This window comes from Hungatella sp. L36, assembly GCF_014288035.1.
Genome location: NZ_JACOPC010000005.1, coordinates 62459 through 84431, shown reverse-complemented (window position 1 = coordinate 84431; position 21973 = coordinate 62459). Strand labels below are relative to the sequence as shown.

Annotated in this window: 16 protein-coding genes; 14 read left to right on the top strand and 2 right to left on the bottom strand. The window is 51.9% G+C overall.

Annotated elements, in window-relative coordinates:
* Positions 1 to 26: 26 nt before the first annotated feature.
* Genes H8S80_RS14045 through H8S80_RS14035 form a run of 3 tightly spaced genes read left to right on the top strand, consistent with a single transcriptional unit; the run spans position 27 to position 3039 of the window.
* Positions 27 to 800, top strand: a complete 774-nt coding sequence (locus H8S80_RS14045; RefSeq protein ID WP_025529967.1) for an energy-coupling factor transporter transmembrane component T family protein — start codon at positions 27 to 29, stop codon at positions 798 to 800.
* Positions 791 to 2512 (top strand): ABC transporter ATP-binding protein, encoded by a 1722-nt coding sequence (locus H8S80_RS14040; protein WP_117632027.1) that lies wholly within the window; start codon positions 791 to 793, stop codon positions 2510 to 2512. The genes H8S80_RS14045 and H8S80_RS14040 overlap by 10 nt, the downstream gene beginning before the upstream one ends.
* Positions 2512 to 3039 carry a transcription repressor NadR gene (locus H8S80_RS14035; protein WP_117632029.1) on the top strand — a complete coding sequence of 176 codons (528 nt, stop codon included), beginning with the start codon at positions 2512 to 2514 and terminating at the stop codon, positions 3037 to 3039. Before H8S80_RS14040 ends, H8S80_RS14035 begins: the two co-directional genes overlap by 1 nt.
* Positions 3040 to 3079: 40 nt before the next feature.
* Here the strand turns inward: H8S80_RS14035 and H8S80_RS14030 are convergent, their stop codons facing one another.
* On the bottom strand, positions 3080 to 3577 hold the full coding sequence (locus H8S80_RS14030) for a hypothetical protein (protein WP_002602612.1): 498 nt from the start codon (positions 3575 to 3577) through the stop codon (positions 3080 to 3082).
* Between the two features lie 269 nt (positions 3578 to 3846).
* Between H8S80_RS14030 and H8S80_RS14025 the strand changes: the two genes are divergently transcribed.
* From H8S80_RS14025 to H8S80_RS14005, 5 genes are all read left to right on the top strand, one after another.
* Positions 3847 to 4767 carry a DegV family protein gene (locus tag H8S80_RS14025; RefSeq protein WP_117632031.1) on the top strand — a complete coding sequence of 307 codons (921 nt, stop codon included), beginning with the start codon at positions 3847 to 3849 and terminating at the stop codon, positions 4765 to 4767.
* Positions 4764 to 5354: a hypothetical protein gene (locus tag H8S80_RS14020; RefSeq protein ID WP_117632033.1), complete on the top strand. Its 591-nt coding sequence runs from the start codon at positions 4764 to 4766 to the stop codon at positions 5352 to 5354. The genes H8S80_RS14025 and H8S80_RS14020 overlap by 4 nt, the downstream gene beginning before the upstream one ends.
* The gene (locus H8S80_RS14015) at positions 5344 to 7002 is read left to right on the top strand and encodes a GH3 family acyl-acid amido synthetase (protein WP_117632035.1); all 1659 of its coding nucleotides are present in this window, start codon (positions 5344 to 5346) and stop codon (positions 7000 to 7002) included. Before H8S80_RS14020 ends, H8S80_RS14015 begins: the two co-directional genes overlap by 11 nt.
* Complete coding sequence (locus tag H8S80_RS14010; protein ID WP_117632037.1) at positions 6995 to 9514, top strand: HD domain-containing phosphohydrolase; 2520 nt, start codon at positions 6995 to 6997, stop codon at positions 9512 to 9514. The genes H8S80_RS14015 and H8S80_RS14010 overlap by 8 nt, the downstream gene beginning before the upstream one ends.
* A 665-nt stretch (positions 9515 to 10179) precedes the next feature.
* Complete coding sequence (locus tag H8S80_RS14005) at positions 10180 to 11919, top strand: L,D-transpeptidase family protein (protein WP_117632041.1); 1740 nt, start codon at positions 10180 to 10182, stop codon at positions 11917 to 11919.
* A gap of 229 nt (positions 11920 to 12148) precedes the next feature.
* Here the strand turns inward: H8S80_RS14005 and guaA are convergent, their stop codons facing one another.
* Positions 12149 to 13456 (bottom strand): glutamine-hydrolyzing GMP synthase, encoded by a 1308-nt coding sequence (gene guaA, locus H8S80_RS14000; RefSeq protein WP_002602618.1) that lies wholly within the window; start codon positions 13454 to 13456, stop codon positions 12149 to 12151.
* Between the two features lie 242 nt (positions 13457 to 13698).
* Here guaA and H8S80_RS13995 point away from each other — a divergent pair, with 242 nt between their 5' ends.
* The 6 genes from H8S80_RS13995 (at position 13699) to pdxR (ending at position 21973) form a co-directional block, all read left to right on the top strand.
* Positions 13699 to 15426 (top strand): ABC transporter ATP-binding protein, encoded by a 1728-nt coding sequence (locus H8S80_RS13995; protein WP_117632043.1) that lies wholly within the window; start codon positions 13699 to 13701, stop codon positions 15424 to 15426.
* On the top strand, positions 15426 to 17288 hold the full coding sequence (locus H8S80_RS13990) for an ABC transporter ATP-binding protein (RefSeq protein WP_117632045.1): 1863 nt from the start codon (positions 15426 to 15428) through the stop codon (positions 17286 to 17288). The genes H8S80_RS13995 and H8S80_RS13990 overlap by 1 nt, the downstream gene beginning before the upstream one ends.
* A 152-nt stretch (positions 17289 to 17440) precedes the next feature.
* The gene (locus H8S80_RS13985; protein ID WP_002602621.1) at positions 17441 to 17884 is read left to right on the top strand and encodes a MarR family winged helix-turn-helix transcriptional regulator; all 444 of its coding nucleotides are present in this window, start codon (positions 17441 to 17443) and stop codon (positions 17882 to 17884) included.
* Between the two features lie 3 nt (positions 17885 to 17887).
* Complete coding sequence (locus H8S80_RS13980; protein ID WP_117632047.1) at positions 17888 to 18169, top strand: GNAT family acetyltransferase; 282 nt, start codon at positions 17888 to 17890, stop codon at positions 18167 to 18169.
* A 438-nt stretch (positions 18170 to 18607) separates the two neighbouring features.
* Positions 18608 to 20305, top strand: coding sequence for a glutamine--tRNA ligase/YqeY domain fusion protein (locus H8S80_RS13975; RefSeq protein WP_002602623.1), 1698 nt, complete (start codon positions 18608 to 18610; stop codon positions 20303 to 20305).
* Positions 20306 to 20512: 207 nt separating this feature from the next.
* A complete protein-coding gene (pdxR, locus tag H8S80_RS13970; RefSeq protein WP_117632049.1) occupies positions 20513 to 21973 on the top strand; it encodes a MocR-like pyridoxine biosynthesis transcription factor PdxR in 1461 nt (486 codons plus the stop codon).

Genomic DNA, 21973 nt, shown 5'->3' with positions numbered 1-21973 from the left:
ATTTTAAATGAAGGATGGAGCGTTTTATGAAAAGTATCAGCCTTTTTGTGGACAAAGATACGTATTTGACCAGGCTGCATCCCTTTGCCAAGATGCTTTACATCGTGGCGGCCATCAGTGTGCCCTTAATCACGGGCACACTGTGGATGTTCGGCGTGTTTATCGCAGTCAGCCTGGGACTGCTCATCAGCGGAAAAATCATTAAAAAGGTCTTTCCGCTGATCGCTTTTTCGTTTACCATCATCATCACGGTCTTTCTGATCCACGGTCTGTTCAACCGGGAGAATCAGAATGTCCTGGCGGCCTTAGGGCCGCTTAAGTTCTATAAGGAAGGGCTTCTCTACGCTTCCAGGATCGGGCTTAACATTTTAAACATGCTTCTGGCGTTCGCCATGTTTGTGCTGACTACGAAGCCGGCCACCCTGGTGGATGATTTAGAGCAGGCGGGCTTTTCCCCGCGTTTCGGATATATGATCAGTTCCGTGTTTCAGATTATTCCGCAGATGATGGGAACGATGAATACCATCATGGATGCACAGCGGAGCAGAGGGATGGAGACGGAAGGAAGCCTGTTCGTGAGGGCGAAGGCATTTATCCCGCTGATCTCTCCGGTGGTAAGCAGCTCCCTCATCAATACCAGGGAGAGGGCCATCGCGCTGGAGGTGCGGGGCTTTGATTCGAAGACAAAGAAGACGTTTTTAAGCGATCACAAGATCAAGGGGCGCGACAGGGCATTTATGGTTCTGATGGTCCTCCTGATTGCAGGTTCTATCGTATGGAGGGTGATAAGATGGCTCTGATTGAAGTGACAAATTTGAAATACCGTTACCCCCATACGGAAAAGCTGGCGCTGGACGGCCTTGATTTTTTAGTGGAAAAGGGCAGCTTTATCGGGATTGTAGGTGAAAACAAGGCTGGAAAGAGCACGCTCTGTCAGGCTCTCGTCGGCCTGGTGCCCACGATGTTTAAGGGGGCTTATGGCGGAAAGATCGTGATCGACGGGCAGGAAGCGGCCAAAACACCGGTGGCGCTGCTCTGTCAGAAGGTGGGACTGATCTTTCAGAATCCATTTAACCAGCTTTCCGGGGCGAAGGATACGGTATTTGGAGAAATTGCCTTCGGCCTGCAGAATTTAGGCGTGCCGCGGGAGGAGATCGTGCGCCGGGTGGAAGAGAATTTAAGGCTGCTCGACATTGAACAGTACCGCGACAGGAACCCCTTCGATTTATCGGGAGGACAGACGCAGAGAGTCGCTATCGCCAGCATTCTGGCCATGCAGCCGGAGATTATCGTGCTCGACGAACCGACCTCCCAGCTGGATCCTCAGGGAAGCGAGGAGGTGTTCCGGGTGGTGGATAAGCTGTCCAAAACCGGAATTACCATCATTATGGTGGAGCATAAGATGGAAAAACTGGCCTCCTACTGCGATAAAATCCTGCTTCTCCACGATGGGAAACAGATTGCGTACGATACGCCGGAGAAGATATTCTCCAGAGATGATTTAGAAGAACTGGGCGTGGAAGCGCCTGTGTTTACAAGAGTCTGCCGGAAGCTTTCCGTGTGCAGAAAAGAGGAGGGAAAGCGCCTCTATCCGGTGACGATGGAGCAGACCATGGCCTTGCGGGATCAGTTTCCGGCGGGGTTAAGCGGAAAGAGAGTGGGGGCAGAAGGGCTGCCAGCTGCCGCCGACAGAATGTCAGGGGAAATCTTCCGTATAAAGGACCTGTCGTTCCACTATCTGGAGCATGTGCCTGTTTTGGAAGGCCTTGCCATGGAGCTGGATACGAGACCCACTGCGGTGATCGGCCAGAACGGTGCCGGCAAGACGACGCTGGTCAAGCTGTTAAAGGGGCTTTTGAAGCCGGTTTCCGGGTCAATCCTGTTTGGTAATGAGGATATCTCGGAGCGGACGGTGGCGCAGCTGGCCGGCAGTGTGGGGTATGTATTTCAGAATCCGGATGACCAGATTTTTAAAAACCGTGTGATGGACGAAGTCATGGTGGGCCCCCTTAATATCGGCATGAGCCGGGAGGCGGCAGAAAAGCGGGCCAGAGAAGCCCTTTCCATGGTAGGACTCTTAGATGCGGCGGAAGAAAATCCCTATGATCTGGATTTATCGGAGCGGAAGATGGTGGCAATCGCGTCTGTTGTGGCCATGGATACACAGGTTCTGATTCTGGATGAGCCGACCATTGCCCAGGATGCCAGAGGACGCGCAGTCATAGGATCAATTGTAAGAAAACTGAGTGATTCCGGAAAGTTTGTGCTGGCGATTCTCCATGATATGGATTTCGTGGCGGAGTATTTTGAGCGGGTCATCGTGATGGCACACGGAAAGGTGCTGGCCGATGGACCGAAGGAGTCCGTATTTTATGAGGTAGACGCCCTGGCGGCTGCAAAGCTGGAACAGCCCCACATGGCGGCCCTCTGCCGGAAACTGGGGTATGAGGGGGCATTTATGACAGTGAATGATATAAACGACAGAAAAGATGGGACTGCGGAACAGGAGTGATGGATCGAGTGGACGGAGATAAGAGAAGACAGCAGATCATGGAGATACTGAATCAGGAGACGTCTCCCGTGTCCGGAGCGGAGCTGGCGAAGCGGGCGGGAGTGAGCCGTCAGGTCGTGGTTCAGGATATCGCCCTTCTGCGGGCCGAGAATAAGGAGATCATGTCCACAAATAAGGGCTATGTTCTCTATAAACCCCAGCAGGGGGCAGAGAAGGCGCGCGTCCGCGTCTTCCGGGTGAATCACGATACGGAGCACATGCTGGACGAGCTTCAGACGATCGTGGATTACGGAGGAAGAATTCTGGACGTATCTATTGAACACGCACTCTACGGCCAGATCAGTGTGGATTTAATTATCAACAACCGGCTGGATGCGCTGGAATTCGTGAATCAGATGGCGATGAGCAGGGATCAGCCGTTAAAGGCCCTGACCGGCGGCTGCCATTACCACACGGTGGCCGCGGATTCGGAAAAGAATCTGGATATGATAGAGATGGAGCTCCAAAGAAAGGGATATCTGGTCTAGACCGGATATCCCTTTTTGACGGCCGGCGGCAGCCTTCAGGCTATTCGCTGCAGAATACAATGATCTTTTCCGGCGTGGTCATGGCCGGGATGCTGCGCGTGGTGGTACTGTAGAGTACCAGCAGGTAGTGATTCGCCGGTGTGCCGTAGTAGATCTGTCCGTTGGCCATAAGTACTTCGGTCCCGCCTCTTTCCGACAGGTTTAATTTGAGCGTCGCATCTGAATTAACCAGATTTTCGTCAAAATAGTCGAAGGCGGCAAAGAGACCGTCATCCGTCTCTGCAATCAGGACTGCGTGATAGCGGGGCGGATAAATGAGTGGGGTGGGGACTGAACTGTCATAGAATGCGACAATGGGGTCTCCTGGCTTTAACGTCTCCTGGCCTTCCACATAGGTGAGGGGGGTGACAGTAAAGGTAACAGGGCCGATATCCTGCGTCATGACGAAAAATAAAAGGGTGCAGTCCTGCGTGCCGTCTGCTGTCTGCATGGGGGTGATGGAGGTGATGGTTCCATAAACCGGTGTAAACTGTGCCATGTGATATTCCTTATGCATACACTTTCTATTTATCATATGAAAGGGGACGGCGATGCGTGAAACGGAATAAATATGAAAAATTTTAAGGTTACAAAAATATTTAGAAAATGGCTAAAAATGGCGAAAAGTGACTAGAATTTTGTCAGATATCGAGCAAATTACAATGGACAGGTTGTGATAGGTTTAGTATAATGGAAGTGTCGCGTAAATATTTTCAGTCTTTTTGTGAGATGCGTGACAGCTGTATACGGAGGAGAGGAGAATCAGACATGGAAAACAGCAGGTTTGCAGTGATCAGTGACAGCTCCTGTGATTTACCCGGTGAGCTGACTGCAGCGAAGGAGATCACGGTGGTGCCGTTCTATGTTTCTTTTGACGGAGAAACCTATAAAAAAGAGGGCACGGAAATCGGCATCCGCGAATTTTACCGGGAGATGGTGGAGCAGCCCGGTGTATATCCCAAATCTTCCATGCCGTCGATCCAGGATTATGTCGACGTATTTCAGCCGTTTGCGCAGGCGCACATTCCTGTTCTGTGTATCTGCATCACGACGAAATTCAGCGGTTCCATGCAGTCCGCGCTGAATGCGAAGGAGATGGTGCTGAGCCAGTATGAGGATGCGCAGATTGAAGTGATAGACGCAACCGTGAACACCGTACTTCAGGGGCTTTTTGTGCTGGAGGCCGTCTCGATGAGAGAGGAAGGGATGACCCTTTCGGAGGCCGTGGCGGCACTCGACGAGATCAAGGAGAGCGGCCGGATTTTCTTTACGATCGGAAGCATGGATTATCTGCAGCACGGCGGAAGAATCGGGAAAGTGGCCGGAGCCGCGGCTTCTGTGCTGGGGATCAGGCCCATCATTACCCTGAAGCAGGGAGAGATATTTCCAAGCGGAATATCGAGGAGCAGGAGAAAATCGATCGATAAGGTGATCGCTCTTCTGCTCGATTATTTGAAGGAAAACGGGCGGCCCATGAGCAGCTACCGGTTTACCATAGGCTTTGGCTATGACCGTGAAGAGGCGGTTTTATTTAAGGAACAGGTGCTTGCAGCGCTCAGAACCGGGGGGTATGAGATGGAAGATGCCTGGATCAACCAGATTGGTGCGACGATTGCCGTTCACACGGGGCCGTATCCGCTGGGAATCGGAATTATCAGACGTCATAAAAAAGAAAGGCAGGGAGAATGAGTTATCTTGCAGCAGGCGTGATTGCTTTTGGTATGTTTTTACTCTATGATCTGAACAGCTTTACCTGGAAAAACCGCATTCTGCACACCTTTTTCCTGATCGGGAACGTGATTCTGCTGGCGTCTACGGCCGCCTGTTTCGTCACACTGATCCGGGCGTACGGAGCGCCGGTCTGGAGAATTGTGATTTTTGGTGCGCTGGCCGTGAGCCAGGCAGCACTGCTGATCTACACACTGTTTTTTGCATTGCCGTTTGAGAAAACGTATACCAGGCTGGAAGAAAATCCGCCAGTGTACACAGAGGGCGTTTATTCCCTCTGCAGACACCCGGGGGTGGTGTGGTTTTTCTTTCTGTATCTCTTTCTCGCCCTTTTAACCGGGCAGAGACTGATGATGGCTGTGTGTATCTGTTACAGTGGGCTCAATGTTTTGTATGTCTGGTTTCAGGACCGGGTTACATTTAAAAGGACGCTTTCAGGCTATGAGGCGTATCAGAGGGAAACGCCATTTCTGATACCCACCGGAAAGAGTGTCCGCAAATGTGTCGGGTACTTCCGGACAATGGAGGAGGACGGGGATGAAATTTGAAGAAAAACTGAAGGAGCGTAAGGATTGGGAGCTCTGGAAGGAATACTGCGGTTTTCTGGATTTAACCATAGATGAGTTTATGGCGATTCAGAACCGGCTTATGCTGGAACAGATTCGTAAATGGAGGGCCAGCGGGATCGGTAAGACGATTTTGAAGGGCAGGAATCCGGAGACGATCGAAGAGTTCCGGAAAATGGTGCCATTAACCTCTTATGAAGACTATGCGGACAGTCTGTCCTTAAAGGACAAATCCATACTTCCGGATGATCCTGTGGTCTGGATTCAGACGACGTGGGAGGGCGGAAGGCATACGATCAAGCTGGCTCCCTATACCCGGAGCATGCTGGAGACGTACCAGAATAACATGCTTGGCTGTCTGATGCTGTCCACCAGCAGCGGGCGGGGAGACTTCGATGTCAATCCGAAGGATACCATTCTCTACGCGCTTGCACCACTTCCCTATGCGACGGGAATCTTCCCTCTGCTTCTCAACGATGCGATCAGCATCGAATTTCTTCCACCGGTCAAGGAAGCCCAGAAGATGTCATTCAGTGAACGGAATAAAAAGGGCTTTAAAATGGGCTTAAAGAAAGGGATTGACTTCTTTTTTGGCGTTGGAAGCGTCACGTATTACGTCAGTCTCAGCATCGCGTCTCTCGGTTCCGGACATAAAAGCGGAAGTGGTTCGGCAAGCGGAGACGGCAAAAAGAAGATTTCCATCAGTCCGGCTATGGTGGTCCGGCTGCTTAAGGCAAAGCATCTATGCAGAAAAGAGGGGAGAGACTTACTTCCAAAGGATTTGTTCCGTCTGAAGGGCTTTATGTGCGCCGGAACGGACAACCGCCTCTACCGTGACGATTTGGAGAAGCTGTGGGGCGTGCGCCCCATGGAGATATTTGCCGGAACGGAGCCGACGTGTATCGGAACGGAGATCTGGAGCCGGGATGGCATGTACTTCTTCCCGGATGCCTGCTTTTATGAGTTCATCCCGGAAAAGGAGATGGAGCGGAGTCTGGCGGATCCCTCCTATGAACCGCGCACCTGCCTCATGAATGAGGTGGAGGAGGGCGAGAAGTACGAACTTGTGATCTCGGTGCTGAAGGGCGGCGTCTTCATGCGTTACCGTGTGGGGGATGTCTATCGATGCATCGCCCTGGAAAATGAGCGGGATCAGGTTCGATTCCCCAGATTCGAATACATAGACCGGATTCCAACGGTGATCGATATTGCCGGATTTACAAGAATTACGGAGAATTCCATCGGCCGGGTCATCGGATTGTCAGGACTGAAGGTGAAGGACTGGGCGGCGGCTAAGGAGATTACGGAGAATAAGCGGCCATTTCTGCACATGTATGTGGAGATGGAGCCGGAGTGCCTGTTTTCATCTGCCGTAACCGTCAACATATTAAAGGAGCACATGGGGGTCTATTTCAAATACGTCGACGAGGACTATAAGGACTTGAAGAAGATACTCGGAATCGACCCTCTGGAGATCACGATCCTGCGGTGCGGTACGTTTGACACGTATTACCGCGGGGGCAAGGAGAAGATGCGGCGGATCAACCCCACCCAGTATGAGATCGGAGAGCTTTTAAAGAGTCAGGAACTGGTTTCCGCTTTTGGAAGGAGGCCTGAGAGAAGTGTATAACTACTCATTTATCTCTGTGACGGCTCTGTTTTGCTACATGATCTTATTTGTGGCGTTCATGGCCGCGCAGAAGACGAAAATCATCCACTCATTCCTGGTAGTGCTGGCCGCGTTTTTACTGTGGACAGGCGGTTCCCTCGCCATGCGTATGGAGCTGTGGCCGGAAGTGGAATTCTGGTTCCATTTTTCCATAGTGGGCCTGATTATTCTGCCCTTTACGTTTTTTAACTTTATCTATGCGCTGGTGGATTCGGATGACACCATCCTGTGGTGGTCGTGGCTCATACTGGCAGTGATCAATAATGTAGCCAACATCAAATGGGGCTTCTATATTCCATGCCCGGAAGTGATAAGGCTGGCTAACGGATCAGCCGGATTCGTGTACCATATCGGCTGGCCGATTATTATCCTGTTTATCACCATGTCGTTTCCGATCATCCATATGTTTTACCTGGTGCATAAGTCGTACAGGAAGAACACGGTGGAACGAAATCAGCTGAAGCCGATCTTTGCAGGAATCGTCATTCTGTTTATCGGCCATGCCGGAACTCTGGTGCCGGTGTTCCGCGGATTCCCGACAGATGTCCTTTCAGGCATCATTAACGCGGGATTCATGTTCTATGCATTATATAAAAAGCATTTATTCCGGCTGACACTCCTGGTTTCCAGGGGAGTGGTCTACGGAATCAGCACGTTGCTGGTGGCACTGCTGTTTGCCAATTACATCAATCCGATCCAGGAGTTTATTCAGAGGAATATGCCGGTATTTGCGGGAAGCAGCCTTCTGATCGTGGCGGTGAGCTTCGCGCTGGTTACGTTCTTACTGTCTTCGGTGGTGAAGACATTTATCGATATTCTGTTTACTAAGGGGGAACTGGTCCAGACGGAGAATTTAAAGAAATTCAGTACAGCAGTGTCTAAGAGCCTTGAGGTGGCTGATATCGTGGAGGAGATCTCGACGGTTATCCAGGAGACGCTGGCGGTAGAGACTATCTATATCTGTCTGGCCGACCAGGCGGGAGAGAATTATGAGACGGCGCACCGGTCCCGTCCCATCAGCGGCGTAAACATTACCATACGGGGGGACAACCCGATGGTGGAGTGGATGCGCCAGAACAGGCGGTGTATCCAGATATCGGAATTCCGCAGGACCGTCCTTTTTAAGTCCATGTGGGAGGAGGAGAAGCAGCTGATCCGGGAACTGGGAATCCAGTGCATGCTTCCGCTGCAGGACGAGGAAAGCCTGGCTGGAATCGTGCTTCTGGCTTCGAAAAAGAAGGGGAAATCCTACGGCTACGATGATTTGAATTTCCTGGAATCAGTCAGTTCCATCGCGTCTATCGCGGTCCGCAATTCCAGGCTGTATGAGAAGGCCTGCATGGAGGCCCGGACGGATGAGCTGACCGGACTTTTAAACCGGAAGTATTTCTATGAGCTTTTGAATCAGCAGTATGAGAAGAAGCCGAACAAGGAGCTGGCCCTGATCATCATCAACATCGATGATTTTAAGCTGTATAACCAGCTCTACGGCATGAAGGAGGGGGACGCTGCCCTTCAGAATGCGGCGAAGATTATCAGCGCCACGGTGGGAGAGCGCGGTTATGTGGCCCGCTACAGCGGAAAGGAATTCGCGGCGGCGCTGCCTGATTTCGATGTGCTGGCGGCCAGGAATATCGCGGAATCCATACGGATGCAGATTTTAAATATGAACAAGAGGGCCACGGATTACGCCTTAAAGGTGCTGACCGTGAGCTGCGGGATCTGTACCATCCCATATTCAGCCAGCAATATCAAGCAGCTGGTGGAGAACGCAGACATGGCTGTATTTTCCGTGAAGCGGAAGGGGAAAAACGGCGTCATGGTCTATGACATCGGATCCCATATAGACGGAAATGCAAAGGGCGGTGAACCGCTGGTGAGAGAGGATGTCTATACCTCGTACCAGTCCACCATCTATGCGCTGACTGCGGCCATCGACGCCAAGGACCACTATACCTTCAGCCATTCCAGGCATGTGGCGGAGTACGCGGGGATTCTGGCGGAAGAGTACGGCATGAGTGAAGACTTCATCGAGCTGGTGAGGGAGGCCGGGCTTCTCCATGATATCGGAAAGATCGGGATCCCGGAACATATTTTAAACAAGCCCGGAAGGCTGGAGCCGGAGGAGTATGAGACCATGAAGGGCCATGTGGAAGCGGCCATCGGCATCATCCGGAACCTGCCGTCTCTGGACTATGTAATACCGGCCGTTATCGGCCACCATGAGCGGTATGACGGCAAGGGCTACCCAAGGGGAATCGCGGGAGAAGATATACCGCTCTCCGCAAGAATTCTCTGCATTGCAGATTCCTTTGACGCTATGATATCAAAAAGGTCCTACAAGGACCGCTGCTCCCTGGAATTTGCCATGGAGGAGATCTTGAAACAGGCCGGTAGGCAGTTTGATCCGCAGCTGGCGCCGCTGTTCGTGGAGGCGGTCAGGAAGGGGAAAATCAAACCCGAAGAGGAGTAAGGGTGGCTTCGCGCACAGAAAGGTTCTTCCCCGCCTCCGGGTGCGTCCCGGCACAGGGGGAGTTGATATCCCGTGTCCGCCTTGCTTCCTACTCGCCATAAAAATGAACGTGACTGACGGACACATAATGCGTGTGTTCGCCAGTCACGTTCATTTTTATGACTAGTGCCTCCCGGCGTAAATATGTCGGTATATAGCATCTGATATCCGCGTCAGGTGTGCGTCTGCGAAGCGACGGCGTAGTGGGCGCTACGACTAGCTTCGCAGGCGTGCACCTGGCGTGTAGAGCGGGTGCTATATGCTGGCGTATTTACGTCGGGAGGCACTGGTATCCAGATGGCGGCACACTGGGATATCAACTCCCCCTGTGCCGGGACGCACCTGGAGGCGGGGAAGAACCTTTCTGTGCGCGAAGCTTTGAATTTAGAAAAAGCGAAAAGCGAAAAGCGAAAAGCGAAAAGACGAAAAAGCGAAAAGACGAAAAAGCGAAAAGCGAAAAAAGTAAAAGTTGGAAGCGGGGGATTGAAAATAAAATTTGTTTTTATATGAGAGAGGATCGTAATAAAAATGTCATAAAATCTTATCAGAAAAGGGTTGGACATCATGCATGGCCATGCGTTATAATAAACACATTAACTAATTGCTAGTAAAGAGGTAGGAATTAAATGGAAAGAGAAAAACCACGCAGCAGAAAGAAAAAGCGGCTGGGCGTAAAGTTCTGGGCAGCTGTCTGCGGCGGTATCGCAGTGGCCGCGGCCGCCACGGTTACCGTGTTGTACATACAGACGGGAAAGCAGTATCGTACTGTGTTTTTCCCAAATACGACTATTAACGGCATTGATGCGTCGAAGAAGACTGTGGATGAAGTGAAGCAGCTGATTGCTTCGGGCATCGACGGATATACGTTGACCATCAAGGAGCGGGGCGGCGCAGAGGAAGTGATATCGGGCGATGAGATCGGCCTGGAATCGGTGTTTGACGGCAGCCTTGAGAGGCTTCTGGAGGAACAGGAGCCCAACGACTGGTTCCGCCATCGGAAGGCGACTCAGACTTTTGAGATTGATACTATGATCCAGTTTAGTGATGAGAAGCTTACGGGCGTGGTGGCTGCGCTGAACTGCTTTGATGAGGCGCAGGTGGTGAAACCACAGGATGCGGTGATGTCAGAGTATGTGTCAGGCCAGGGATATAGTGTGATTCCTGCAGTAGAGGGAAGCGAACTGGATAGAGAGAAGGTGATGGCCGGTATCGCGGAGGCGGTAAACGGCTTACAGAGAGAGCTGTCCCTGGAGGAACTGGATGCCTACGTGAAGCCGGGAGTTCCCAGTGACGACGCAGAGCTCCTTGCCCGCGTGCAGGCGCTTAATAAATTTGTGAATGTCAGAGTGACATATACCTTTGGAGACAGCCGGGAGGTGCTGAGCGGCGATACCATCAAGGACTGGATCGGCATCGGTGACGATGGAAACGCTTATGTCAGCAGCGGAGCGGTCACGGAGTATGTGAAGAGTCTGGCCTCCAAATACGATACCTATAATAAGGCAAAAACTCTTAATACCTCCTACGGAAAGACCGTTAGGATTACGGGTGGAAGCTATGGCTGGAGAATCGATCAGTCCGCGGAGGCGGATGAACTGGCAGCCATAATCCGTTCAGGCGAGAGTCAGACGAGAGAACCGGTCTACAAGCAGAAGGCGGTCAGCCATGGGGCCAATGATTATGGCAGCACCTATGTGGAGATCAACTTGACGGCGCAGCACCTTTTCTATTATAAGGACGGCAGTCTTGTGGTGGAATCTGACTTTGTGTCGGGCAATGAAGCCAAGGGCTGGGCGACTCCGGCGGGAGTTTATCCGCTGACCTATAAGCAGAAGGACGCGGTTTTAAAGGGCGAAGATTATAAGACGCCGGTGGATTACTGGATGCCGTTTAACGGCGGGATCGGTCTCCATGATGCGACATGGCGTTCCAGCTTTGGAGGCACGCTGTATAAGAACGGCGGATCTCACGGCTGCGTCAACCTGCCGCATTCCGTAGCACAGAAGATATTTGAGAACATCTCGGCGGGGACTCCGGTACTCTGTTACCATCTGGAGGGAACCGAGTCGAAGACCACCTCAACACCGGCGGGCAAGCCAATACAGCCGACGACCGCGGCACCGGAGACAACGGCGGCCACCACTCCGGCGGCTACTACCCCGGCAGCTACGACGGCGTCTCCCGAGACCACGGCCCCGTCTGAAGCTCCTGCGCCCAAGCCAACAGAGAGCCAGACTGCGGCCCCTACAAAGGCCCCGGAGACGGAAGCCTCGACTACGGCGGCTTCACCGGAGAGCGGAGAGAAGGGACCTGGAGTACCAACTGGGAGTTCAGGGAATAAAGAGATTGGACCGGGCGTCTCATGACGCCTGGCGGAAGATACGACAAAGGGATTTATGCTGTGAAAACTGTCAGAGCATGAAGAATGGACCGTAGCACGAATGTTACTTGATTATTCGTGCGGCGGTCCATTTTTTGGGTAATCCGGCATTTGTGTCTGGGATCATGATTTGCGGGTAAAAGCAGGTCATGATGCAGATATGGCAGGTAATCACAAGGATTGCCTGCCATTTAAAAAATCGGTATCTTTTTGTATTATTCCCACTCAATCGTAGCCGTAGGCTTCGGACTCAGATCATAGCACACACGGTTTACATTCTTCACTTCTTTTAAGATCCTGTCTGTAATCTTTAACAGCACGGCGTAGTCGATCTGTTCAATCGATGCGCTCATGGCGTCGATGGTGTTGACGGCGCGGAGGATGACCGGATAATCGAAGCATCTGGCGTTGTCGCGGACGCCGACGGATTTGAAATCAGGTACGACGGTGAAATACTGCCATACGGTCTTGTCCAGTCCGGCATTGGCAAATTCTTCGCGCAGGATGGCGTCGGATTCGCGGACTGCTTCCAGACGCTCTTTTGTGATGGCTCCGAGACAGCGCACGCCCAGACCAGGACCCGGGAACGGCTGGCGGTATACCATCTCTGCTGGAAGTCCCAGTTCTACGCCGCAGGCGCGGACCTCATCCTTGAACAGCTGACGCAGCGGTTCTACCAGCTGGAACTGTAAATCTTCCGGGAGACCGCCTACGTTGTGATGGGATTTGACCATCTTCGCCGTCTTGGTTCCGCTCTCCACGATATCGGGATAGATCGTTCCCTGTGCCAGGAATTCGATTCCCTCCAGTTTTCTGGCTTCTTCCTCGAAAACGCGGATAAATTCCGCACCGATAATCTTTCTTTTCTGCTCCGGATCGGCAACACCGGCCAGCTTGCCAAGGAAACGATCGACAGCGTCCACGTAGACTAAATTAGCGTCAAGCTGATGCTTGAATACGTCGATAACGGACTCAGACTCTCCCTTGCGCATCAGGCCGTGATTGACATGGACGCAGGTGAGCTGTTTGCCGATGGCCTTGATTAAAAGGGCGGCTACAACGGAGCTGTCCACACCGCCGGAGAGTGCAAGAAGAACCTTCTTATCGCCTACCTGGCTGCGGATCAGTTCTACCTGGTCGGCAATGAAATTCGTCATGTTCCAGTTGGCCTGCGCATGGCAGGTGTTAAATACAAATTCTCTTACCAGTGATACTCTTGTCTCTTCGTCCTCTGGCCATTCGGTTACGCTGTTCTCACAGGCTGCCGGTTCGTGGCCGGCGGCCATGACTGGATAACCCGCCTCGTAGATTTCCGGCAGTACGTCGATCCGTACGCCGTCCACGATATGGTTAGGTCCTCCGTTTATGATCACGCCCTTGACATTGGGAAGTTTTTTGAGCTCTTCCGCGGTAATGTCATGGGGATAAATTTCGCTGTAGACGCCGACCGCACGGATTTCCCGCGCCAGCCTTGTATTATCTGTACTTCCCAAATCCAGAATGACTATCATATCCTGTTTCATAAGTGCCTCCTTTAACCTTCTCTGATGTATTCCTTTTCATAACATAACTTGTAATGCTGTGATTGTAATTCTGTAATTGCAATCCTGTAATATAGTGTAGCAGAAAATGAATCGAAGGTAAATGAATTTTTCATGATTTTGGCAGACTTTCAGTAGACAAATGCAGAAATTAGCCGTATAGTATATGATGAATTGTTGCGATTGCAACAGTTGAAACTGCAAGTGAAGAGATGGAGGCAGACATGTTTCGAAGATTCTACGGTTACATGAAGGATTACCGGAAATACGGGCTTTTCAGCTGTGCCTGTGTGGCGCTGGAGGTCATGTTCGAACTGGTGATTCCGCTCGTTATGGCGGATATCATCGATGTCGGCGTGGCAAACGGAGACAGAAGGTATATTATTACAAAGGGAATCGAGATGTGCATACTGGCGCTTATAGCGCTGGGGCTTGGCGCCGCGTATTCCAGATTTGCGGCGCTGTGCGGCCAGGGGCTGGGAGCGGAGCTTCGGAAGGCGGAATATCAGAAGATCCAGAGCTTCTCTTTTTCCAATACAGACCATTTCACCACATCGTCTCTCGTTACGAGGCTTACCAGCGATGTGACGGTAATTCAGAACGCGGTAACTACCGGCCTCCGGCCCATTGTGCGTGCACCTGTGATGATGGTGACGGCTCTCTGCCTGTCATTTTCCATCAATGCCAGGCTGGCGCTGATCTTCCTGGTGGCGGCTCCGCTTCTGGGGATTATCCTGTTTCTCATCATCAGCCATGTGAGGCCTCTGTACTCCCGGCTGCAGAAGAGCATCGACCTGGTCAACCGGATCGTGCAGGAGAATTTAACGGCGGTCCGCGTGGTCAAGGCCTATGTCAGGGAAGGCCACGAGATGGAGAAATTCGACGCGGTCAACTCGGAACTGCAGACCGTATCGGAGAGGGCCTTTGGCCTGGCATGTATGAACATGCCCGCCATGCAGTACGTGATGTATGCGACCATCGTGTCCATTCTGTGGTTTGGCGGCAACCTGATTTTTATCGGAGGAATGCAGGTGGGGGAACTCACCGGATTCTTAAGCTATGTGCTTCAGGTCCTCAATTCCCTGATGATGATCTCCAATGTCTTCATGATGGTGACCCGGTCCATGGCCTCCGGAAAACGTATTCTGGAAGTCCTGGATGAGGAAATTGAGATTCAGGATGAGAGCAGAGAATCACTTACCGTGGAAGAAGGCGGAATTACCTTCGATCACGTGTCATTTAAATATAAGAAGAATGCGAAGGAGTACGTCCTGTCCGATGTCAGTCTCGACATCAAACCGGGGCAGACCGTGGGGATTATCGGCGGCACCGGTTCGGCCAAGACGACGCTGGTCCAGCTGATTCCGAGGCTTTATGAAGCCACGGAGGGGGAAGTACTCATCGATGGAAAGCCGGTGAAAGCGTATCCGCTGGAGCATCTGCGGGACGCGGTAGCCGTGGTATTGCAGAAAAATACCCTGTTTACCGGGACGATTGAAGATAATCTGCGATGGGGAAAAGAGGATGCCACGAAAGAGGAAATTGCATGGGCGTGTGATATCGCCGGGGCGGCCGAGTTCGTGGAACGTTTCCCGGAGGGTTACGATACGTATCTCGATCAGGGCGGCGTGAACTTATCGGGAGGCCAGAAGCAGCGTCTCTGTATCGCAAGGGCTGTCTTAAAGCGGCCGAAGATCCTGATTCTCGACGATTCTACCAGCGCCGTGGACACGGCTACTGAGGCGGGAATCCGGAGCGGTCTTAAGGAGAGCCTTCCTGACATGACGAAGATCATCATAGCCCAGCGGATCACCTCCGTCTCGGGAGCAGATCAGATCATTATCATGGACGACGGAAAGGTACACGCATCAGGCAGTCACGAGGAGCTGCTGGCGAAAGATCCCATTTACCAGGAAATCTATTATTCTCAGCAGGAAGGGGTGGGCTTATAATGGCGAAATACATCGGTTACAAGAAACCGAGGAACACGAAAAGGACGCTGCTGCGGCTCATTTCCTATATGGGAAGACATAAATTTTCCATGTTTGTCGTGGGACTCCTGGTGATTGTCAGCAGTCTTGCCAGCGTATTCGGTACGTATATGCTGAAGCCGATTATCAACCAGTACATCATCCCGAAGGATATTCCGGGACTTGTGAAGGCACTGCTCTTCATGGGGATCCTGTATGCGGTGGGAGCATCGGCCACGCTGGGGTATAACCGGCTGATGGTGAAAACGTCACAGAAGATCGTAAAGGAGATACGAAAGGATCTTTTCAATCACACGCAGACGCTGCCGCTGGCGTATTTTGATGCCCATACTCATGGAGAGCTGATGAGCCATTTCACCAACGATGTGGATACGATTGCCGAGGCACTGAACAACAGCTTCACACTGCTGATCCAGAGCTTTATCACGACGGTCGGCACCATGGTGATGATCGTGATCTTAAGCTTCCGTCTGTCTCTTATCGTGCTGGGCTGTATGGCGCTCATGTTCCTGTTTATCCGCTTCAATGGGAAACGGAGCCGGAAATATTTCATGGAACAGCAGAAGTATTTGGGCGAGATCAACGGATTTATCGAGGAGATGGTGGCAGGACAGAAGGTGGAGAAGGTCTTCAACCATGAGAAGAAGGATTTTGAAGAATTCTGCAGGAGAAATGAGCGGCTTCGTCAGGCGTCCACCAATGCGATGGCGTATTCCGGCCTGATGGTGCCGGTAGTCGTCAGTATTTCCTATTTAAATTATGCTGTGTCGGCCTGCGTGGGCGGTTTATTCGCACTGGCAGGACTCATGGACATCGGAAGCCTGGCTTCCTACCTGGTCTATGTCCGGCAGAGCGCCATGCCGATCAATCAATGCACCCAGCAGGTGAATTTCATCCTGGCCGCATTGTCCGGCGCGGAGCGCATCTTTGAAATGATGGACGAGGAGCCGGAGGTGGATGAGGGAACCGTGACGCTGTGCCGTGTGGAGGAGAAGCCGGATGGCAGCCTCTGCGAATGCAGCCGGAAGAGCGGCCTCTGGGCCTGGAAGATGCCGGACGAAGAAGGAAGAGACAACACCCTTATCCCCTTGACGGGCGACGTTCGTTTTGAGCATGTGGTGTTCGGCTACAATTATAAGAAAAAGATTCTTGATGACATCAGCCTCTTTGCCAAGCCGGGGCAGAAGATCGCATTTGTGGGTTCCACGGGAGCCGGGAAGACGACCATTATCAATCTGATCAACCGGTTTTATGAGATTTCAGGCGGCGTGATCACCTATGACGGAATCGATATCACAAAGATCCGGAAGGCGGACCTGCGCCGCTCCCTGGGATTTGTCCTCCAGGATACCCACTTATTTACCGGGACCATCGAGGAGAATATCCGCTACGGAAACCTGGAAGCTGCAGAGGAGGACGTGATCAATGCGGCGAAGATCGCCAATGCGCATTCCTTTATCCGGCGTCTGCCCGAGGGGTACCAGACGGTTCTGGAAAGCGACGGCGCGAATCTGTCCCAGGGCCAGAGGCAGCTTCTGGCTATCGCCCGGGCCGCGGTGGCTTCTCCGCCTGTGCTGGTACTGGATGAGGCAACCAGCTCCATCGACACGAGGACGGAGTACCTGATTGAGAAGGGCATGGACGCGCTGATGGAAGACAGAACGGTGTTCGTCATCGCGCACCGCCTTTCCACGGTGCGTAATTCCAAGGCCATCATGGTCCTGGAGCACGGGAAGATCATGGAGCGCGGAAGCCACGAGGAGCTGTTGGAACAGGGCGGACGGTATTACCGGCTCTATACGGGCCAGTTTGAACTGGAATGAGCGGCCTGCCGGGATCCGGCCGTGCTCCGGGCAGTAACTGCTTTACATGGATTTTACAAAAAAATATGGATAAAATCTTGAAATCCGGCGAGAAAAAAGGCATAATAAGTGGCGTTGGATTGTGATCGATAAGAAAGGCGGTAACAGAGAAAATGGACCGAAAGCAGGAGGTCAGGGACTTAATGTTCCGTACCGAGATGGCCAGGAAGAGGCGGATCCATCCGGTATGGACCGATATGGGGCTGATCGCGGGACAGCCCAGGGTGTTAAGCCAGCTGTTCATCAAAGATAAAATCACACAGAAAGAGCTTGCAGAGGCGTGCTGTATCGAGCCGGCCACGCTGTCACGTGCGCTGGACCGTCTGGAAGCCATGGGATATATTATCAGAAACGACAATCCGCAGTGCCGTCGTTCCTTCTTAATTTCCCTGACAGAGGCTGGGAAGAAGATGGCGGTAAAGGTAAAAGAGACCTTCGAGGGACTGGAGGAAGAGATGATGGAAGGCATTTCCGATGAAGAGATGGATACGATCATCTCCCTGGTCTCCAGAATTTACGATAATCTGCGAAATGAAGAAGAAAGCGGGGGCATTTAACGTATGGGAGCATTAAAAAAGGAAACATTTGTGCCGATGGCCTTCTTCAAGAAAGAGGCCTACACAGGCAGCTTTAAGGGAATGCGTTACCGCGTAGTAAAAGCCGATGACCAGTTCGAGGCAGTCGTCTACCCGGAACCCTACTGTTTCGAAGCAACCCCGGACGAGAACAAGGTAAAGAACACCTTCCCCTTTACCGAAGAAGGCAGAGAATCCGTCGTAAACTGGTTAAACGACCAATACGACTCCCGCAAATCAGAATGGGACGCTGCCGCCCGCTATTGATTAGAGGCAGTAGAACACGCTGCAGCCTTTCTCCCATATAAAGCCAGTACACAGCCCCAGTGATTGCGGAGAGGGCGAGGAGGCCGGGGAGGAGGAGTGTACAGCTTCCTTTTCCGAGGTTCGCAGGAACTTAAGCGGGAAGGCAGGAAAAATGGGTGGCGAAAGTTGGCCTCCAAGCCGACTTTCGAGGGCACACGGAGGAAAAATCCTTCAGGATTTCTTCCGTAGTTTGCCCGATCCGCCCATTTTTCCTGCCTTCCCGCTTTAGTTCCTGCCACCGAGGAAACAAGAAGCTGTACGCTCCTCCTCCCCGGCCTCCTCGCCCTCTCCGCAATCACTGGGGCGTACCCCCCACAAAATTCTCATTCCCCCTTTCCTATTTCTCCCAAATATGATATGATACCATATTATTGGGACTATTTATATGGAGGAAACAAGATGGAAGAAAACAGAGAAGTATTAGAAACTGCGGAAAAAGAAGAGGTTGTTTCTAAAAACTTTATCGAGCAGGAGATAGATAAGGATCTGGCAGAGGGCGTTTATAATCACGTTCAGACCAGATTCCCACCGGAACCTAATGGATATCTGCATATCGGACATGCAAAGTCCATTCTTTTAAACGATGGACTGGCTAAGAAGTATGGCGGAAAGTTTAACCTTCGTTTTGATGATACGAATCCGACGAAAGAGAAGACGGAATTCGTGGAGTCCATTATCGAGGATGTGAAGTGGCTGGGCGCTGATTTTGAGGACAGGCTGTTTTTTGCCTCCAATTACTTCGAGCAGATGTATGAGTGCGCGGTCTTCTTAATCAAGAAGGGCAAAGCATTTGTCTGTGATTTAACCGCGGAGGAGATTCGCGAATACCGGGGCGATTTTAAGACACCGGGTAAGGAAAGCCCTTACCGGAACCGGAGCATTGAAGAGAACTTAAAGCTCTTTGAGGAGATGAAGGAAGGAAAGTATCAGGACGGAGAGAAGGTGCTCCGCGCCAAGATCGATATGGCTTCCCCGAATATCAACATGCGTGATCCGGTTATCTACCGGGTGGCCCGTATGAGTCATCACAACACAGGCGATAAGTGGTGCATCTATCCGATGTATGATTTTGCCCATCCGATCGAGGATGCGGTTGAGCATATCACACATTCGATCTGTACGCTGGAATTTGAGGACCACAGACCGCTGTATGACTGGGTAGTGAGAGAATGTGAATTTGAGAACCCGCCCCGCCAGATTGAGTTTGCCAAGCTGTACTTGACGAATGTGGTTACCGGCAAGCGCTATATCAAGAAGCTGGTGGAAGACAGGATAGTGGACGGCTGGGATGACCCGCGTCTCGTATCCATCGCCGCTCTGAGAAGAAGAGGCTATACGCCGGAAGCCATCCGCATGTTTGTGGATCTGGTAGGTGTGTCTAAGGCGAACAGCTCCGTGGATTACGCCATGCTGGAATACTGTATCCGCGAGGACTTAAAGCTGAAGAAGCCGAGAATGATGGCTATTTTAGATCCGGTGAAGCTGGTAATCGATAATTATCCGGATGACACGATAGAATATCTTGATGCTCCTAACAATTTAGAGAATCCGGAGCTGGGAGAGAGAAAACTGCCCTTTGGAAAAGAACTCTACATCGAGCGGGAAGATTTCATGGAAGAGCCGGTTAAGAAGTATTTCCGTCTGTTCCCGGGCAACGAGGTCCGTCTGATGAACGCCTATTTCGTGACCTGTACCGGATGCGAGAAGGATGAGAACGGTAATGTAACCGTGGTTCACTGTACGTACGACCCGGAGACGAAGAGCGGTTCCGGATTCACAGCCAGAAAGGTAAAGGGAACCATTCACTGGGTAGCCGCCAGGACTGCCGTTACAGTAGAGTGCCGTCTCTATGAGAACATCGTGGATGAGGAAAAGGGCAAGTTAAATGAGGACGGAAGCCTGAACCTGAATCCGAATTCTCTTACCATTATAAAGAACTGCTATGTGGAACCGGCGCTGGCCGAGGCGAAGCCGTACGACAGCTACCAGTTTGTGAGAAATGGCTTTTTCTGTGCCGACTGCAAGGACAGCACTCCGGAGCATCTGGTATTTAACCGGATCGTGTCCTTAAAGAGTTCCTTTAAGATTGCGAAATAAAGGTTTCGCTGTTTGATACCATTTTGATAAACAGGCAATTAGAAATGCCGCGGGGGATATAATGTTTGACCTGGCCGGACCGTTCTGCGGTGACGGGCTGGAAGAACCTGATCCCGCGGCACTTTTTATACCTGCGATATGCTTTACCAGTACGCTGGCGTGTGTTTGGCCATTGGGTCCGCACACCAGTCTTAAGGAGGCGGAGACGTGGAACTGATGATCCCTCTGGACAGCCATTCAGAGATGCCTTATTATGAACAGATATACGAATATATCAGAGAAGAGATTAAAAAGGGGAATTTAAAGTCCTCCGCCCGTATTCCCTCGACCCGCCTTCTGGCGGAGCATTTAAAGGTCAGCAGGAGCACGACGCAGATGGCCTATGAGCAGCTGCTGTCGGAAGGGTATATCGAATCGGTACCGTGCAAAGGATACTTTGTGTCGCGTATCGAGGAGCTGGTGGTTACGGGGCAGGAGAACGGGGGAGAAAACCTGTTTTTCGGCATGTATCCGTGGGAAGTACCGGGGGACAGTCACCCGGCGGCGGCCGGAGAGGCGGAATACAAGGTGGATTTCTCACCGCGCGGCGTCGATCTGGACAGTTTTCCCTTTAATACATGGAGAAAGATCACGAAGACTACGCTGGTGGACGACAACAAGGAGATGTTTGCGACCGGAGATCCCCAGGGGGAGCCGGCATTCCGTGAGGCGATCCGGGGCTATCTCCATTCGGCCAGAGGCGTGAACTGCACTGCGGAACAGATCGTTGTCGGTGCAGGAACGGAATACTTATTGATGCTGCTTTCCCGTATTCTGGGGCCGGATCATACCATAGCCATGGAAAATCCCACATACAAGCAGGCGTACCGCGTCTTTAAGAGCCTGGGATATCCGGTAGTGCCCGTGGAGATGGATGGCTCCGGTCTGGAGACTTCCCTGCTCGAGAGAAGCGGGGCAGATATCGCCTATGTGATGCCGTCTCACCAGTATCCGACCGGAATCGTGATGCCGGTAAAACGGCGGCAGGAGCTGCTCTCCTGGGCCTGCAAAAAAGAGGGACGTTATCTGATTGAGGATGATTACGACAGTGAGTTCCGCTATAAGGGAAAACCGATTCCGGCCCTGCAGGGAATGGATGGAAGGGAACGGGTTATTTACAGCGGAACATTTTCAAAGTCCGTAGCGCCGGCTATCCGTGTCAGCTATCTTGTGCTGCCGAAACCGCTGCTGGCGGTCTACCGGGAGCGGGTGAATTTTTATACATCCACGGTTTCGAGAATCGACCAGAATATCCTGTACCAGTTTATGATGGGCGGCTATTATGAGCGCCATTTAAACCGGATGCGGGCCGTGTACAAGGCGAAGCACGATACGCTGATTGGGGCGCTGAAGCCATTTGAAAAACAATTTACGATAAAAGGAGAGTATGCAGGCCTCCATCTGCTTCTGACGGATAAGAAAAACCGGACGGAGGAGTGGCTGGTAGAGTCTGCGAAACAGGCGGGGGTAAAGGTTTACGGCCTGTCTTCCTATCTGATCAGGGAGGGGAAGGCCGTGGTGGTGCCTACTGTAATCCTGGGGTATGCGATGCTCAGTGAAGATGCGATTAAAGAGGGAATCCGGCTGCTTAAGACAGCCTGGTCATCAGATGGAGAACAGGAGGAGTAA

Coding starts and splice junctions, on each gene's coding strand:
- H8S80_RS14045 (WP_025529967.1), top strand. CDS start 27: ATGAAAAGTATCAGCCTTTTTGTGGACAAAGATACGTATTTGACCAGG.
- H8S80_RS14015 (WP_117632035.1), top strand. CDS start 5,344: ATGAAATTTGAAGAAAAACTGAAGGAGCGTAAGGATTGGGAGCTCTGG.
- H8S80_RS13990 (WP_117632045.1), top strand. CDS start 15,426: ATGGCGAAATACATCGGTTACAAGAAACCGAGGAACACGAAAAGGACG.
- H8S80_RS14030 (WP_002602612.1), bottom strand. CDS start 3,577: ATGGCACAGTTTACACCGGTTTATGGAACCATCACCTCCATCACCCCC.
- guaA (WP_002602618.1), bottom strand. CDS start 13,456: ATGAAACAGGATATGATAGTCATTCTGGATTTGGGAAGTACAGATAAT.
- H8S80_RS14020 (WP_117632033.1), top strand. CDS start 4,764: ATGAGTTATCTTGCAGCAGGCGTGATTGCTTTTGGTATGTTTTTACTC.
- H8S80_RS14025 (WP_117632031.1), top strand. CDS start 3,847: ATGGAAAACAGCAGGTTTGCAGTGATCAGTGACAGCTCCTGTGATTTA.
- H8S80_RS13995 (WP_117632043.1), top strand. CDS start 13,699: ATGTTTCGAAGATTCTACGGTTACATGAAGGATTACCGGAAATACGGG.
- H8S80_RS14040 (WP_117632027.1), top strand. CDS start 791: ATGGCTCTGATTGAAGTGACAAATTTGAAATACCGTTACCCCCATACG.
- H8S80_RS13975 (WP_002602623.1), top strand. CDS start 18,608: ATGGAAGAAAACAGAGAAGTATTAGAAACTGCGGAAAAAGAAGAGGTT.
- H8S80_RS14005 (WP_117632041.1), top strand. CDS start 10,180: ATGGAAAGAGAAAAACCACGCAGCAGAAAGAAAAAGCGGCTGGGCGTA.
- H8S80_RS14035 (WP_117632029.1), top strand. CDS start 2,512: ATGGATCGAGTGGACGGAGATAAGAGAAGACAGCAGATCATGGAGATA.
- H8S80_RS13985 (WP_002602621.1), top strand. CDS start 17,441: ATGGACCGAAAGCAGGAGGTCAGGGACTTAATGTTCCGTACCGAGATG.
- H8S80_RS13980 (WP_117632047.1), top strand. CDS start 17,888: ATGGGAGCATTAAAAAAGGAAACATTTGTGCCGATGGCCTTCTTCAAG.